The organism is Rhizobacter koreensis (genome assembly GCF_013366375.1).
Classification (GTDB): domain Bacteria; phylum Pseudomonadota; class Gammaproteobacteria; order Burkholderiales; family Burkholderiaceae_C; genus Schlegelella_A; species Schlegelella_A koreensis.
Map to the genome: position 1 here is coordinate 25,247 of NZ_JABWMJ010000005.1, position 14,127 is coordinate 39,373.

A 14,127-nucleotide genomic window follows, 5' to 3' on the forward strand; every position below is an offset into this window, starting at 1 on the left:
GCAAGGCCGCCGCACGCGCCTTTCCCTCAGCCCGCCGCCGCGAGTGTCGACCGCACCCAGCCCGCTGCGGCTTCGGCGCTCTGGAACTCGTCGACCGACCGTGCGGGAATCTGCGGGTGGCGCGCGTTCCAGATCCGGGCCAACGCGCTTCCGGGCCCCACCTCGAGCACGCAACGCACGCGCCGTTCGGCCATGCTCTCCATGCAGCGACCCCACTCGACGGCGGTGGCGATCTGCTCGGCGAGCGCGCGGCGGAGCGCGTCGACGCGGTGCAGCGCGCCGCCGCTCGCATTGCAGATCAGCGCAGCGCGCGGGCGATCGAACGGCACTGCCGCGAGCGCGTCCGACCACGGACTGACCGCGCCGGCCAGCCACGGCGTGTGCGAGGCGACCCCGATCGGCAGGCGAACGGGCGATGCGCCGTGCGCGTCGGCGTCCGCCTCGGCGGCGTCCAGTGCGGCCACGCCACCGCCCAGCACCGCCCGGTCGATGTCGATGCGGATTGCGACGGCGAGCTGGTGGCGCGCGCAGAGCGCCTCGATCAGCCCGGCCGGCGCCGCTGCGATCGAGAGCAGCCCGGTCGCGTGCACGCCGAGGCAGGCGTCCATCAGCGCCGCGCGCGTGGCGGCGAGGTGCAGCGCAGCGGCGTCGTCGAACACGCCGGCGGCGGCGAACGCGGCGAGCTCGCCGACGCTGTAGCCGGCGATCGCCGCCGGCGCAGGCACCAGCGGGCGCAGCGCGCTCCACGCGGCGAGCGCGAGCCCGGTGACCAGCGGCTGCGCGACGATGTTGCGCGTCATCCAGCCGGCATCCGCGAGCCGGTCGACCCACCCGCTGCCGAGCGCGTGCTCGAGACGAACGAGCGATTCGGCGGCACCCGGGCTGTGCCGGAGCCAGCGCAGCATGTCGGCGTGCTGCGATCCCTGGCCGGGGAACAGCAGCCCGAGGCTCACCGGGAGACCCGTTCGAGCCAGCAGGCGGCGGCGAGCATGTCGGCGGCACCGCCTGGCGACAGCCGACGCCGCACGAAGTCGCGGTGCAGCGCCTCGAGGTGCCCGACGGCTCCGACGCGGCGCGCGCCGCCTTGCGCCAGCCAGCGCGCTGCCGCATCGCGCGCGAAGTCGAGGCCGGCACGCCCGCCGCGCCGCAGCAGGTTGGTGTCGTCGAGGCTGGCGATCGCGGCGAGCAGGGCGTCGAGGCGTGCTCCTTGCGGGTCGACGCCGTCGCCGCGGGCACGGCAGAGCGCCGGCCAGACGGCGTCGAACAGCACCGGGAAGCCGCGCGCGGCCTCGTCGTTGGCGCTGGCGAGCCCGGCGGCGCGCGCCGCCGCCGCCGCCGGCGAGCGCGGCGGTGCGCCGGCGCGCGCGTGGAGCGCGGCGCCCCAGCCCTGTTGCAGATGGCGCCTGAGCACCTCGGCCGTCGGCAGCTCGCCCGCGGCGGCGCAGCGACCCGCCGCCGCGCACAGCAGCCCGAGCGTGAACACCGCGCCGCGGTGCGTGTTGATGCCGCCCGTCGCACGCAGCATGCGGCGCTCGGCGGCAATGCCGGCGCCTTCGAGCGCCTCGAACGCGGCGCCGCACGCGCCGAGCGCCGTCACCTGCGCGAAGTAATGGCGCAGCGCGAAGAGGCTCCGCATGAACGTCGTCGCGTCCATGTCGGCGTGGCTGCCGCGGTCGACGAACGACACGAGGCCGGGTTTGGGGTGGAGCGCCAGTTCGTCGTAGAGCGCTGCGGTTGCCGCGCGCGCGATGCGGCGCAACGTGGCGTCGAGCGATGCGCAGGGCGGTGCGGCACCCGCGGCGGCACGCCCGGAACCCTCGCAATGCGCACGAACCGGTGCGCCGTCGACGGTGGATACGACGCGCAGACGCATCGCGCCCCCGTCGTCGACGAGCGTGCGAGCGTCGAACGCCCGCGCCCGGTGGATCTCCGCCGGGATCCGCTCGAGGCGTGAACCCACCGCCGCCGGGCCGGCGAAGAGGTTCATCGCCCGGTCCGCGCCAGCGCTGCGGCAGGCGGTCCCACGAGGTGCGGCATCCAGCCGGGACCAGAGACGAGGCTCGCGCCGACGGTAGTCTTCACGAGCATCTGCCGGCTCTGCCCGGCGCGCCACGCGGCCCACTCGCGCCATGCCACGGCATGGCCGTCGTCGAACACGAGTTCCCCGTCGAGCCGCGGGAGCGCGGGCAGAGGGGCCGGCGCAGCCGGTGCCGGCGTGCGCGCGACTGGCGCCGGCGCGCCGCCGGAGGACGCACTCGCCGCCGGCTTGCGCGCGGGCGCAGCCGCCGCGGCAGCGAACGCGTCCTCGGCGCGGCGCAGCGCGGCGACGGCAGCGTCGGCGCTCTGCACGTCATGCACATGCACGAGCAGGTCCAGATCCGAATCCGCGTGCAGGTAGGCGAGGCCGGTGAGTCGCTGCCAGCCGAAGCTGCCGTAGACGCGCGCCGATGCGGCGTTCGTTCGCAGTGCCTGCTCGAGCGCGAACACGGGGGCGTGCAGCGCCGCCGGCAGCAGGTCGGCGACGTCGACGAGCGGTGGAAAGGCGCCGACGCTCGCCACATCACGCGGCTCGATCTCGAGCGCGATCCGTCGCCTGCCCCATTCCGCCGGCGCCGGCAGTCCGACGAGCACGCGGGCGCTTGCCGGCGTGCGCTGACGCGCGACGACGAGCGGCCGGTCGTGCGCGGCCCAGTCGGCGATGCACCGGGCGACGTCGTCGGACGGCGCCTGCGCGACGAGGCGGCGCCACCCGGCGGACGTCAGGCGGATCAGCCGCTGACGCTGCAGCGCGCCCACCGCCGCGCTCACGCCGCGTCGAGGACGCGCTGCACCACGCGGGCAGCCAGGCGCCGTCCGCCGCGCGCGGCGCCGTCGGCGGCGCGTTCGTCATCGCGCGGCGTGTCGATCAGCGCCTGGCGCAGTGCCGCCGCGAGGTCGCCGCTCCACAGCGCGCGCACCCCGCCCATCGCGACGTAGTTCTGCACGCCCGGCGCGAACACCGGGTTGTCGTGCGACAGCGCGGTGAGGCGCTCCTCCGAGAGCTTGGTGACGCGCGCCATCGCAGGGATGCGCATCACCCGGATCTCGGCCTCGGGGAGCGCATAGCAGGCGTCGGCGATCAGCCCCGAGGTGATGAAGCCGCCCGACAGCGCCTGGTCGTAGACGAGGCCGATCACGCGGTGACCGCTGCGCCGCGCGAGGTCGACCGCGGCGCCGAGGTGCGCCATCGCGCGGTTGATGCCGAGCAGCTCGTCGCGCCGGCGCAGCTGCTGGCCTTGCGTGTCGACCAGCAGCAGGATCGGTCGCCCGGGGTGCTGCGCGATCGTGTCGAGCACCACCCGCGCCTGCGCCAGCGCCAGCGCGACGCCGACCGGCGCGTGCGCGGTGCTGCCGACCACCGTGACGGCCTGCCCGTCGAGCGTGCCGACGCCCGACAGGAAGTCGCCATCGCGAATGATCGTGTGCCCTTCGGGAAAGAGGCCATCGGCGAGCTCGGACCAGTCCATCGCGTGTCTCACAACGTGACGACGTCGGCGCGCAGCTGGCGCACGTCGGCCGGTTCGAGGTCGGGCACGAGCTCGGCGTCGGCGATGCCCCAGCGTCGCCACAGCGCAACCGCGTCGGCACCGTCGGGCGCGTCGCTCAGGCGAGTGGCGAGCAGGGTGTGCTCGGCTTCGAGCGCCTCGAGCGTGAGCGCGCGCGGCCGCGCCAGCGCGACCCGTGCGGCGTCACGAAAGGCGTCGATCGAGTCGGCGACCAGCAGGTCGCAGTCGCCGCTCAGCCAGCGGTGCTTGCCGCCGGTGGTGCGCCAGACCAGCGCGCGATCGCGCGAGTCGAACTCCTCGACGCCGTGCGACGCCTCGATCACCTCGGGTCCCGACATGCCCAGGCGCCCGATGTCGCTCATCACCACCCAGTCGCAGCAGCGCGCGACGATGCCCATGCCGCCGAAGCAGCCGTTGGCGCCGCCGATCAGCACGACCAGCGGAATGCCGGCGGCGCGCACGTCGAGCACCGCGCGCATCACCTCCGACACCGCGATCAGGCCGGCATTGGCCTCGTGCAGGCGCACGCCGCCCGACTCGGCGAGCAGCAGCACCGCGTCGGGCCGGTCGCGCAGGGCCCGCCTGAGCAGCCCGACCAGCTTGGCGCCGTGCACCTCGCCGACGCCGCCGCCCATGAACGCACCTTCCTGCGCCGCGACGAACACGCGGTGGCCGTCGAACGTGCCGTGGCCGATCGCGACCCCGTCGTCGAACGCCGACGGCACGCCGAGCTGCGTCAGGTGCGGGCTCGTGATGCGCTCCGCCGGCGCCAGCCATTCGTGAAAGCTCCCGGCGTCGAGCAGGCGGTGCAGGCGCTCGCGCGCCGAGCACTCGGCGTAGCTCGTCGTCATCGCGCCGCCTCCTCGAGCTCGGCGACGGCCTGGTCGAGGCGCAGGCCCACCACCGCGGGCGTCGCGCCCATGTCGTTGATCGAGATGCGGACGCCGGCGAGCCGGTGCCGCGCCTGGAAGTCGCGCAGCACGGCGCCCCAGATCGGCGCGAAGCCGCGCGCCGAGGTCTCGACCTCGACGCGGCAGCGCGCCGCGTCGGCGTCCGGCTCGACGAGCACTTCGAGGTTGCCGGAGCCGACCACGCCGACCAGCACCGGGCTGAACGGCGGCAACGCGCGCTCGCCGGCGAAATCGAAGCGCAGCTGCTCGAGGCCGAGAGGGGTGTTCACGAGGGCACCTCGGCCGTCACCAGTTGCGAAAGCGCTTGGGCGGCTTGTAAAGCCCGCCCGACGCGCGCACCAGGTCGCGCACCGAGCGTGCAGCGAGCAGGTTGCGGGTGGCGTCGCGCACGTCGATGCCGAGATCCTGCGGGCGCCGGATCACGCCGCGGTCGCGCAGGTTCTCGACCGCGCGGCGGTCGCGCGCAAGACCCACCGCCGTATACCCGGCAACGCCGCGGATTGCCTGGGCGCGCTCCTCGTCGTCGCGGCAGAGCAGCAGGTTGGCGATGCCTTCCTCGGTGAGCACGTGCGTCACGTCGTCGCCGTAGATCATGATCGGCGGCAGTGCCATCCCGGCCTGCTCGGCCAGCGTCCACGCGTCGAGCGTCTCGACGAACGCCGGCTGCATGTGCTCGCGGAAGGTCTCGACCATCTGCACCACCAGCTTCTGGCCGCGCGGCGTGCCGCGCGCGCCGGCGAGGCCCTGGCGCGCTTCGGCGCCGGCCTTGAGCCATGCCGGGCTCGGGTGACGGCGCCCGCGCGCGTCGGCGCCCATGTTGGGGGCGCCGCCGAAGCCGGTGATGCGGCCGAGCGTCGCCGTCGAGCTGTTGCCGGCGAGGTCGATCTGCAGCGTCGAGCCGATGAAGAGGTCGCACGCGTAGTGACCGGCGGCCTGGCAGAACGCGCGGTTGCTGCGCAGCGAACCGTCGGCGCCGGTGAAGAAGACGTCCGAGCGCGCGCGGATGTAGTCCTCCATCCCGAGCTCGGAGCCGAACGAGTGGATCGACTCGACCCAGCCGGCCTCGATGGCGGGGATCAGCGCCGGGTGCGGGTTGAGCGCCCAATGCTTGCAGATCTTCCCGCGCAGGCCGAGCGACTCGGCATACGTCGGCAGCAGCAGCTCGATTGCCGCGGTGTCGAAGCCGATGCCATGGTTGAGGCGCTGCACGCCGTACTCGGCGTAGATGCCCTTGATGGCCATCATCGCCATCAGCACCTGGATCTCGGAGATCTGCGCCGGGTCGCGCGTGAACAGCGGCTCGATCACGTTCGACGTCGGTGCGGCGACGACGAAGTCGACCCAGTCGGCCGGGACGTCGACGCGCGGCACGGCGTCGACGATCTCGTTGACCTGCGCGATCACGATGCCGCCGCTGAACGCGGTCGCCTCGACGATCGCCGGCGTGTCCTCGGTGTTGGGACCGGTGTAGAGGTTGCCCGCGGCATCGGCCGACTGCGCGGCGATGAGGGCGACTTGCGGCGTCAGGTCGACGAAGTAGCGCGCGAACAGCTCGAGGTAGGTGTGGATCGCGCCGATCTGGATCCGGCGCTCGGCGACCAGCTGCGCGAGCCGGCTGCCCTGCGGCCCCGAGAACGAGAAGTCGAGCCGGCTCGCAACGCCGCTCTCGAACACGTCGAGGTGCTCGGGCAGCGCGAGCACCGACTGCACCAGGTGCAAGTCGTGCACGCGCTCCGGGTCGACGCGGGTGAGGGCCGCCGCCAGGAAGTCGGCCTGCTTCTGGTTGTTGCCTTCGAGGCAGACGCGGTCGCCGGGCTCGAGCACCGCCTCGAGCAGCGCCACCGCATCGGCGTGCGCGACCCTGCGGCCGCCGGGCTGCGCCGCCGCCGCGCGCTCGATGCGGACGCGGCGGCGTCGTGCGCGCTGGTCCCAGGCGGGGTTGACGGCGCGGTCCACGGCTCGGGCGGGCAGAACGACGGAACGAACGGGCGCCCGTCAGTCCATCTTGATGTTGCCGGCCTTGACGACCGCGGCCCAGCGCGCCGTCTCCGCGTTGACGAAGTCGCCGAACGCGCTGCCGGTGAGGGTCGGGATCTCCGAGCCCAGACCGGTCCAGGCGTCGCGGATCTCCTTGCTGGCGAACGCCGCCTTCAGCTCGGCGTTCATCCGGTCGATGGCCTCCTTCGGGGTGCCCTTGGGTGCCCAGAGGCCGTACCAGGTCGCGACCTGGTAGGTCGGCACGCCCGCCTCGACGCTGGTCGGGATGTCCGGGAAGCCCGGCGCGCGTTTTTGCGCCGCCACCGCGAGGGGGCGGAGCCGGCCGCTCTTGATGTGGGTCGCCGACGAGCCGAGACCGTCGAACATGATGTCGACCTGGCCGCCGATCAGGTCCTGCAGCGCCGGGCCGGCGCCGCGATACGGGATGTGGGTGATGAAGGTCTTGGTCTGGCTCTTGAACAGCTCACCGGCGAGGTGGTGCGACGAGCCGTTGCCCGCCGACCCGTAGGTCAGCTTGGCCGGGTTGGCGCGCAGGTAGGCGAGGAACTCCTTCAGGTCCTTGACCGGCACTTTCTGCGGATTGACGACGATCACCTGCGGCACGTTGGAGATCAGCGCGACCGGGATGAAGTCGTTGGTGAGGCTGTAGTCGAGCTTCGGATAGATCGACGGCGCGATGGTGTGGTGCACCGCGCCCATGAACCAGTTGTAGCCGTCCGGAGCGGCCTTCGCGGAAACCGCGGCACCGAGGTTGCCGCCGGCGCCGCCGCGGTTGTCGATGACGACCTGCTGGCCCATCTGCTTGGACATCCACGCGAACAGCGGCCGCGCGAAGGCGTCGGTGCCGCCACCCGGCGGGAACGGCACGACCACCGTCACCGGCCGGGACGGCCAGGCTTGCGCATGCGCACCCAGGCCGGTGCCGGCGAGGGCGGCGCCGAGCACGCCGGCACCGCCGGCGCGCAGGACGTCGCGGCGCTCGAACGAGACGGGCGGGCGGTCGGTGGGATGTCGAGTCATTCGCTTTGTCTCCGGTGACGCGGGTCGGCGCGGCGCCCGCGAGTTGCAGTATTCGTTTGCGCGTTCAGTGTATACAAGGAAAGTGCGGGTGAACCGCCCCGTTCGTCTGTCGAGAGGCATGGACAACCCTCGGTGCGTGCCGGCGACCGGCGTGAGTACGCGCCGACCGTGCGATCTGCATCGTCACACAGGGCTTTGATCCGGAGCGCGTGCGTGCGGTGCCTAGAATCGTTCCGCCATGAGCCGTCTGTCCGAGCGCCTGCGAGAAGCCATCGAGGAGGAGATCGCCACCGGCAAGCTGCTGCCAGGGCACCACCTCGACGAAGTCGAGCTGGCGACGCGTTTCGGCGTCTCGCGCACCCCGATCCGGGAGGCGCTCAATCTGCTGCTCGGCGAGGGGCTGATCGAGAACCGCCCCCGGCGCGGATCGGTGGTCGCCCACATCTCGCCGCAGCGGCTCGTGGAGATGTTCGAGGTAATGGCCGAGCTCGAGGCGATGTGCGCCCAGCTCGCGTCGCGGCGCATGACGGACGAGGAGCTCGCCGCGATCGAGGCCGCGCACGAGGCGGGGCGCGGCGCCGCCTCCGCCGGCGACCCCGACGCGTACTTCTATGCCAACGAGCGCTTCCACTACGCGCTCTACGCGGCGTCGCACAACTCGTTCCTGTTCGAGGAGGCCGCGGCGCTGCAGCGCAAGTTGCGCCCGTATCGGCGCCTGCAGCTGCGGGTGCGGCATCGGATGCAGCGCTCGTTCGAGGAGCACCAGGCGATCGTCGACGCGCTGCGCGTCGGCGACACCGCCCAGGCGGCGCTCAGCGTGCGCAGCCACGTGGTGGTGCAGGGCGAGCGGTTCGCCGACCTGCTGGCGAGCCTGTCGCGCATGACCGAAGGCGCCTGGCAGCCCGAGCCGGCCACGGCACTGAAGACGCTGCCGGTCGCGCCGGTCAGGGCCGGGCGCGCCGGCGCCGACGGTGCGACGGCGTTGCCGCGCCCTCCGCGCACCAAGCCGGCGGCGCGTCCGCGCGCACGGCCGGCGCCGGTCGAGCCGACCGAAGGCTGACCCCGCGCTGGCGCTGCCCGCATGAGCGCCGACGCCGATCGTCACGCCCACGCCGACCCGCTGGCCACCGTTCGGGGCTGGGTCGGCTCCGCGCGCCGCATCGTCGCGCTGACCGGCGCCGGCATCTCGACCGATTCCGGCATTCCGGACTTCCGCGGACCGCAGGGCGTCTGGACCCGCAACCCCGCCGCCGAGAAGCAGTCGACGCTGCAGAACTATCTGGCCGACCCCGCGGTTCGCGAGTCGGCCTGGCAGGCGCGCCTCGTCCACCCGGCGTGGAGCGCCGAGCCGAATCGCGGGCACCGCGCGCTGGTCGGGCTCGAGCGTCAGGGGCGCCTGCATGCCCTGATCACCCAGAACATCGACGAGCTGCACCAGCGCGCCGGCCATGCGCCCGAGCGCGTGATCGAGGTCCACGGCACGATCCGCCGCGTGGTGTGCTGGGGCTGCGGCGAGCGCACGCCGATGCTCGAGGTGCTCGAGCGCGTGCGCGGCGGCGAACGCGACCCGGCGTGCCGGCGCTGCGGCGGCATCCTCAAGAGCGACACCATCTCGTTCGGGCAGGCGCTGGTGCCCGAAGTGATCGACCGCGCGATGCGGGTCGCCGCCGAGGCCGACCTGCTGCTCGCCGTCGGCAGCACGCTGCAGGTGTTCCCGGTCGCGGGCGTGGTGCCGGTGGCAAGGAACGCCGGCGCGCGCGTCGTGATCGTCAACGATCAGCCGACGGCGATGGACGAGCTCGCCGACGCCGTGATCCGCGGCTCGATCGGCGACGTGCTGCCGCGCCTTTGCGGCACCGCCGCGTGAGCCGCCCGCCGGATCCCGCGACGGCGCGCCTTTTTCTCGCGCTCTGGCCCGACGACGCCACGCGGGCGGCGCTGGCGCGCTGCCGCGACGCGTGGACCTGGGGCCCGAACGCGCGTCCGCAGCCCGACCCCAAGCTGCACCTCACGCTGCACTTCCTCGGCGACGTCGCAGTGGAGGCGATGGCCGGTCTCGGCGCCGCGCTGCCGCGGTTCGGCGCCGGCTTCGAGCTCGCTTTCGGGCGCGCCGCGGTGTGGTCGAACGGCGTTGCGGCGCTCGAGCCCGGCGACGCCGTGCCCGCGCTCTCGAGCCTGCACGAGCGGATCGGCGGAGCGCTGGCGAGCTGCAGCATCGCGGTGGAGGCGCGCGCGTTTCGCCCGCACGTGACGCTGGCGCGGCGTGCGCACGGCTCGACGCCGCCTGCGGCGCCGGCGCGGATCGGCTGGCGCGTCGACCGCTACGTGCTGGTGCAGTCGCTGCCCGGCACCGGCCGCTACGTCGTGCTCGCGGGCTTCGACTGAGCCTGCCGCCGCCTCAGCTGGCGTAGACCGTCGCCAGCGAGCGGAAGCCCTTCACCTCGATCGGGTTGCCCGAGGGGTCGGTGAAGAACATCGTCCATTGCTCGCCCGGCTCGCCTTCGAAGCGCACCTGCGGCGCCATCACGAACTCGGTGCCGGCGTCCTGCAGGCGCTCGGCCAGCGCGCGCCAGTCGGCGAGCTCGAGCACGACGCCGAGGTGCGGCATCGGCACCAGGTGGTCGCCGACCCGCCCGGTGCGCGTGGTCGGGAACGGCTCGCCGAGGTGCAGCGAGATCTGGTGGCCGAAGAAGTCGAAGTCGACCCAGGTGGCGGTCGAGCGGCCCTCGCGGCAGCCGAGCACGCCGCCGTAGAAGCGGCGCGCCGCGTCGAGGTCGCGCACGTGATAGGCGAGGTGGAAGAGGCTGTGCATGGTCCGGCAGCGATGCGGTAGGGATCGTAGCGCCCAAGGTTGTTGGGTAGCCGTCGGCGCGCGTCTGAACGTCGCCGTCCCGATGTCTGGTTGGGCATCCGAGCAAGCGCAGGGCAGCCGCTGGCCCTGCGCCCGACGGCTCAAGCGTTGCCCGCGGCATGCCGCTCGACCACCCGCCCGGCCTCGATCGGGATCACGCTGTCGGCGAAAGCGGCGACGTCACCCTCGTCGTGAGTAATCAGCAGCATCGGCAGGTCGAGCCGGCCAAGCAGGCCGACGAGCTCGGCGCGCAGGCGCGCCCGCAGACCGCTGTCGAGCGCGGCGAACGGCTCGTCGAGCAGCAGCGCGCGCGGCTCGGGCGCGAGCGCGCGCGCGACCGCGGTGCGCTGGCGCTGTCCACCCGACAGCTCGTCGGGCAGGCGGTCGCCGAGGCCGTCGAGCTCGAGCGCGGCGAGCGCGCGCTCGACCGACGGCTCTTTGAGGTGTCGCGGCGGGTTGCGCCAGCCGCGCCGCAGGCCGAACGCGACGTTCTGCCGCACCGTCAGGTGCGGAAACAGCCCGTACTCCTGGAACACGTAACCGAAGCCGCGCCGCTCGACCGCCACGTCGATGCCCGCGGCGGCGTCGAACAGGGTCGCCGCGCCGACCCGCACGCGGCCGGCGTCGGGCCGCATCAGGCCGGCGATCGCTCGCAGCGTGACGCTCTTGCCGGCGCCCGACGGGCCGAACAGCACGAGGCGCGGCGCCGCGCTCGCGAAGGCGACGTCGAGCTCGAAGCGCCCGGCGCCGGCGCCCAGCGTCTTGCGGATGGCGACGTCCCAGACCGCCACGTCAGCCGCGCAGCCCGGCGCGCGGCGGCGCCAGACGGCCCGCGAGCAGGAGTATGGCGACGCACGCGACGGACGTCATCAGCACCATCGTGTTGGCGATCGCATCCTGGCCGGCCTGCACCGCCTCGTAGACCGCGATCGAGACGGTCTGGGTCTGGCCGGGGATGCTGCCGGCGACCATCAGCGTCGCGCCGAACTCGCCGAGCGCGCGCGCGAATGCGAGCAGCACGCCAGCGAGGATGCCGCGCCATGCGAGCGGCAGGGCCACGCGGAAGAACAGCGCCGTGCCGCCGACACCGAGCACGCGCGATGCGTCGAGATAGACCGAATCGACCGCCTCGAAGGCGGCGCGCGCCGCCTTGCAGACGAACGGGAAGCCGACCACCGCCGCGGCCAGCACCGCGCCCTGCCAGGTGAAAACGAGGCGAATGCCGAACCCGGCGTCGAGCCAGCGACCCACCCAGCCGTTGCGCCCGACGACGACCAGCAGGTAATAGCCGAGCACCGTGGGCGGCAGCACCATCGGCAGCAGGAGGAGCGAGTCGAGCAGCTCACGGCCGGGAAAGCGCCCGCGCGCCAGCGCCCAGCCCGCGCCGACGCCGAGCACCAGGTTGAGCGCGGTCGCCCAGGCGGCGACCTTCAGCGACAGTCCGAGCGCGATCCAGGCCGGCTCGAGCGCGCTCACGGCTTGCCGAAGCCGTGGCGCGCGAGCACCGCCTGCGCCGCCGGCGTCGTGACGAACGCGAAGAACCGGCGCGCCGTGACGGGGCTCGGCCCGCCGGCGACCAGCGCGAGCGGGTAGCGCACCGGCGGGTCGGTCGGCACCGTGAACGCGACCCGTACCGCATCGGGCAGCAGCGCCGCGTCGGTCGCGTAGACGAAGCCGGCGTCGACTTCGCCGCGTGCCACGTAGTCGAGGGCCTGGCGTACCGAATGCACCATCACGAGCCTGGGCTCCAGCGCGCCCCAGAGCCCCGCGCGCTCGAGCGCGCCCTTGGCATAGAGCCCCGCCGGCACGCTGGTGGGCTGGCCGATCGCGATGCGGCGGAACGGCGCCCGCTGCAGGTCGGCGAGCGCTGCCGGCGGTTCGAGCGCGGCGCGCGGCACGACTAGCGTGAGCTGGTTGGTCGCGAGCGGAATGCGCGTGCCCGGCACCAGCAGGCCGCGCCGCTCGGCCTCGTCCATGGTGCGCTCGTCGGCGCTCGCGAACACGTCGACCGGCGCGCCGTGAACCATCTGCTGCAGGAGGGCACCCGACGACCCGACGTTGACGCGCACGGTGGTGCCGCGCTCGCTCGCCTCGAACGCCTGCGCGAGCTCGCGGAATGCCTGGGTCAGGCTGCTCGCCACCGAGACCGTGAGGTCGGCGGCACGTGCCGCCTCGGGGAAGCCGGCGAACAGGAGGAGCGGCAGCCACACGGATGCGGCAAGCGCACGAGCCAGCCGGTGGACGCGGCCGGCCGCGCCGGCAATTCGAAGCAGGGGGGCGGAGGGCACGGGGCACTATAGCCACAGCGGGAACGCCGTCGCGCGCGGCCGGCAGACGCCGCGGCGCGGCACGCGGGGCGGCCCGGCCGGCTCGATCGAGCGCCGAACGACGGGTCGGGGAGCCAGGTCGAGGTCCGCGTCGTCGATGCACGTGTCGCTGCGTCCGAAGGCCGCATCGACGACCTCGCCCGCCTCGCGTCCTCGTCCCTCTCCATTGAAGCCGCGCCGTGCATACCCACCTACGGCCACCTGCTCGCCGCGGCCGCGCCGCGTCGCGACGCCCACTTCGAGGATCCCGCTTGTCCCTTCACCTGCTGTCGTGGCTGCTCCACGCGTACGTGGCGCTGCGCATCGGCTTCGACCTTCCTCCCGTCGCAGGCTTCGTGTTCGGCGTGCTGATGGCGGCCTCGGCGGCGCTGCTGCCGTTCGGACTCGGACGCCGGCGGCGTGCCGGTTCGCGCCGCGACGAGGTGCTGACCTGGGCCGGGCTCGTGCTGATGGGCCTCTTCTCGTCGCTGTTCGTGCTGACGCTGCTGCGCGACCTCGCGATCGGTGCGTTTGCGATCGCCGAAGGCGTGCTGCCGGGCTTCGACGTGCGCACGGCGTTCGTGCGCGACTCGGCTTATGCGGTGCCGCTGCTCGGCGCGCTGGCCTCGCTCTGGGGCTTCGCGAACGCCCGTCGCACGCCGCGCATCGCGCGGGTCGACGTGGCGCTCGCCGACCTGCCGCCGGCGCTAGAAGGCTTCACCATCGCGCAGATCAGCGACGTCCACGTCGGCCCGACCATCAAGGGTGGCTTCGTGCAAGCGATCGTCGAGGCGGTGAACCGCGAGCGGCCCGACGTCGTGGCGATCACCGGAGATCTGGTCGACGGCTCGGTGCGCGAGCTCGCCGGGCACGTGGCGCCGCTCGCCGCCCTCGAAGCGCGTCACGGCAGCTATTTCGTCACCGGCAACCACGAGTACTACTCGGGCGCGGAGCCCTGGGTGCGCGAGCTCGGCCGGCTCGGCGTCAAGGTGCTGATGAACGAGCACGTCCTGATCCGCCAGGGCGGCGCCGAGCTCGTGCTCGGTGGCGTCACCGACTTCGGCGCGCACCACTTCGCGCCCGGGCAGCGCAGCGACCCGGCCGCGGCGCTCGCCGGGGCGCCTGCGCATGCGCCGAAGGTGCTGCTGGCACACCAGCCGCGCAGCGCCGATGCCGCCGAGCGCGCGGGCTTCGACCTGCAGCTCTCGGGCCACACCCACGGTGGTCAGTTCCTGCCCTGGAACTTGTTCGTGCCGCTGCAGCAGCCGTTCACCGCCGGCCTGCATCGGTGGGGGCGCATGTGGGTCTACACCAGTCGCGGCACCGGCTACTGGGGCCCGCCCAAGCGCTTCGGCGCGCCGTCCGAGATCACGCTGCTGCGGCTGGTGCGGGCGTCGAGCTCGGATGTCCCCGCGGCCCACTCCGGCGCGCCGGGCCGCTAGGGACGCCGACTTACAATCGGCGGCTTTGCCGGCGCTTCAGACCGGCGTTCAGAG

General features: G+C 73.7%; 15 protein-coding genes and 1 pseudogene. 4 read left to right on the forward strand and 12 right to left on the reverse strand.

From position 1 onward, the window contains the following. Nucleotides 1–26: 26 nt before the first annotated feature. Genes HQN59_RS11635 through HQN59_RS11670 form a run of 8 tightly spaced genes read right to left on the reverse strand, consistent with a single transcriptional unit; the run spans nucleotide 27 to nucleotide 7,474 of the window. Nucleotides 27–953 (reverse strand): acyltransferase domain-containing protein, encoded by a 927-nt coding sequence (locus tag HQN59_RS11635; RefSeq protein ID WP_176069274.1) that lies wholly within the window; start codon nucleotides 951–953, stop codon nucleotides 27–29. Next, complete coding sequence (locus HQN59_RS11640) at nucleotides 950–1,987, reverse strand: triphosphoribosyl-dephospho-CoA synthase (protein ID WP_246294871.1); 1,038 nt, start codon at nucleotides 1,985–1,987, stop codon at nucleotides 950–952. Before HQN59_RS11640 ends, HQN59_RS11635 begins: the two co-directional genes overlap by 4 nt. Next, a complete protein-coding gene (gene mdcG / locus HQN59_RS11645) occupies nucleotides 1,984–2,808 on the reverse strand; it encodes a malonate decarboxylase holo-[acyl-carrier-protein] synthase (RefSeq protein WP_342451185.1) in 825 nt (274 codons plus the stop codon). Before mdcG ends, HQN59_RS11640 begins: the two co-directional genes overlap by 4 nt. Continuing rightward, nucleotides 2,805–3,506 carry a biotin-independent malonate decarboxylase subunit gamma gene (mdcE, locus tag HQN59_RS11650; protein WP_176069275.1) on the reverse strand — a complete coding sequence of 234 codons (702 nt, stop codon included), beginning with the start codon at nucleotides 3,504–3,506 and terminating at the stop codon, nucleotides 2,805–2,807. The genes mdcG and mdcE overlap by 4 nt, the downstream gene beginning before the upstream one ends. Nucleotides 3,507–3,514: 8 nt before the next feature. Further along, nucleotides 3,515–4,396, reverse strand: a complete 882-nt coding sequence (locus HQN59_RS11655) for a biotin-independent malonate decarboxylase subunit beta (RefSeq protein WP_176069276.1) — start codon at nucleotides 4,394–4,396, stop codon at nucleotides 3,515–3,517. Beyond that, entirely contained in the window at nucleotides 4,393–4,725 is a 333-nt protein-coding gene (gene mdcC / locus HQN59_RS11660; RefSeq protein ID WP_176069277.1) for a malonate decarboxylase acyl carrier protein, read from the reverse strand. Before mdcC ends, HQN59_RS11655 begins: the two co-directional genes overlap by 4 nt. Nucleotides 4,726–4,741: 16 nt before the next feature. Beyond that, on the reverse strand, nucleotides 4,742–6,412 hold the full coding sequence (gene mdcA / locus HQN59_RS11665; protein ID WP_176069278.1) for a malonate decarboxylase subunit alpha: 1,671 nt from the start codon (nucleotides 6,410–6,412) through the stop codon (nucleotides 4,742–4,744). Nucleotides 6,413–6,451: 39 nt separating this feature from the next. Continuing rightward, nucleotides 6,452–7,474, reverse strand: a complete 1,023-nt coding sequence (locus HQN59_RS11670) for a Bug family tripartite tricarboxylate transporter substrate binding protein (RefSeq protein ID WP_176069279.1) — start codon at nucleotides 7,472–7,474, stop codon at nucleotides 6,452–6,454. 238 nt (nucleotides 7,475–7,712) lie between these two features. On the opposite strand from HQN59_RS11670, the pseudogene HQN59_RS11675 reads away from it, so the two are divergent. The 3 genes and pseudogenes from HQN59_RS11675 to thpR form a co-directional block, all read left to right on the forward strand. Further along, nucleotides 7,713–8,369, forward strand: a pseudogene (locus tag HQN59_RS11675) (GntR family transcriptional regulator); the annotation flags it as partial. A gap of 186 nt (nucleotides 8,370–8,555) precedes the next feature. Next, entirely contained in the window at nucleotides 8,556–9,341 is a 786-nt protein-coding gene (locus HQN59_RS11680; protein ID WP_176069281.1) for an SIR2 family NAD-dependent protein deacylase, read from the forward strand. After that, a complete protein-coding gene (gene thpR / locus HQN59_RS11685) occupies nucleotides 9,338–9,859 on the forward strand; it encodes an RNA 2',3'-cyclic phosphodiesterase (RefSeq protein WP_176069282.1) in 522 nt (173 codons plus the stop codon). The genes HQN59_RS11680 and thpR overlap by 4 nt, the downstream gene beginning before the upstream one ends. A 13-nt stretch (nucleotides 9,860–9,872) precedes the next feature. Here the strand turns inward: thpR and HQN59_RS11690 are convergent, their stop codons facing one another. The 4 genes from HQN59_RS11690 to modA form a co-directional block, all read right to left on the reverse strand. After that, nucleotides 9,873–10,286, reverse strand: coding sequence for a VOC family protein (locus tag HQN59_RS11690; RefSeq protein WP_176069283.1), 414 nt, complete (start codon nucleotides 10,284–10,286; stop codon nucleotides 9,873–9,875). A 140-nt stretch (nucleotides 10,287–10,426) separates the two neighbouring features. Then, nucleotides 10,427–11,116, reverse strand: coding sequence for an ATP-binding cassette domain-containing protein (locus HQN59_RS11695; protein WP_176069284.1), 690 nt, complete (start codon nucleotides 11,114–11,116; stop codon nucleotides 10,427–10,429). 1 nt (nucleotide 11,117) lies between these two features. Next, nucleotides 11,118–11,801 (reverse strand): molybdate ABC transporter permease subunit, encoded by a 684-nt coding sequence (gene modB, locus HQN59_RS11700; protein ID WP_176069285.1) that lies wholly within the window; start codon nucleotides 11,799–11,801, stop codon nucleotides 11,118–11,120. Next, a complete protein-coding gene (modA, locus tag HQN59_RS11705) occupies nucleotides 11,798–12,535 on the reverse strand; it encodes a molybdate ABC transporter substrate-binding protein (RefSeq protein WP_176069286.1) in 738 nt (245 codons plus the stop codon). The genes modB and modA overlap by 4 nt, the downstream gene beginning before the upstream one ends. 368 nt (nucleotides 12,536–12,903) lie before the next feature. Here modA and HQN59_RS11710 point away from each other — a divergent pair, with 368 nt between their 5' ends. After that, entirely contained in the window at nucleotides 12,904–14,073 is a 1,170-nt protein-coding gene (locus tag HQN59_RS11710) for a metallophosphoesterase (protein ID WP_217704067.1), read from the forward strand. Nucleotides 14,074–14,127: the final 54 nt, after the last annotated feature.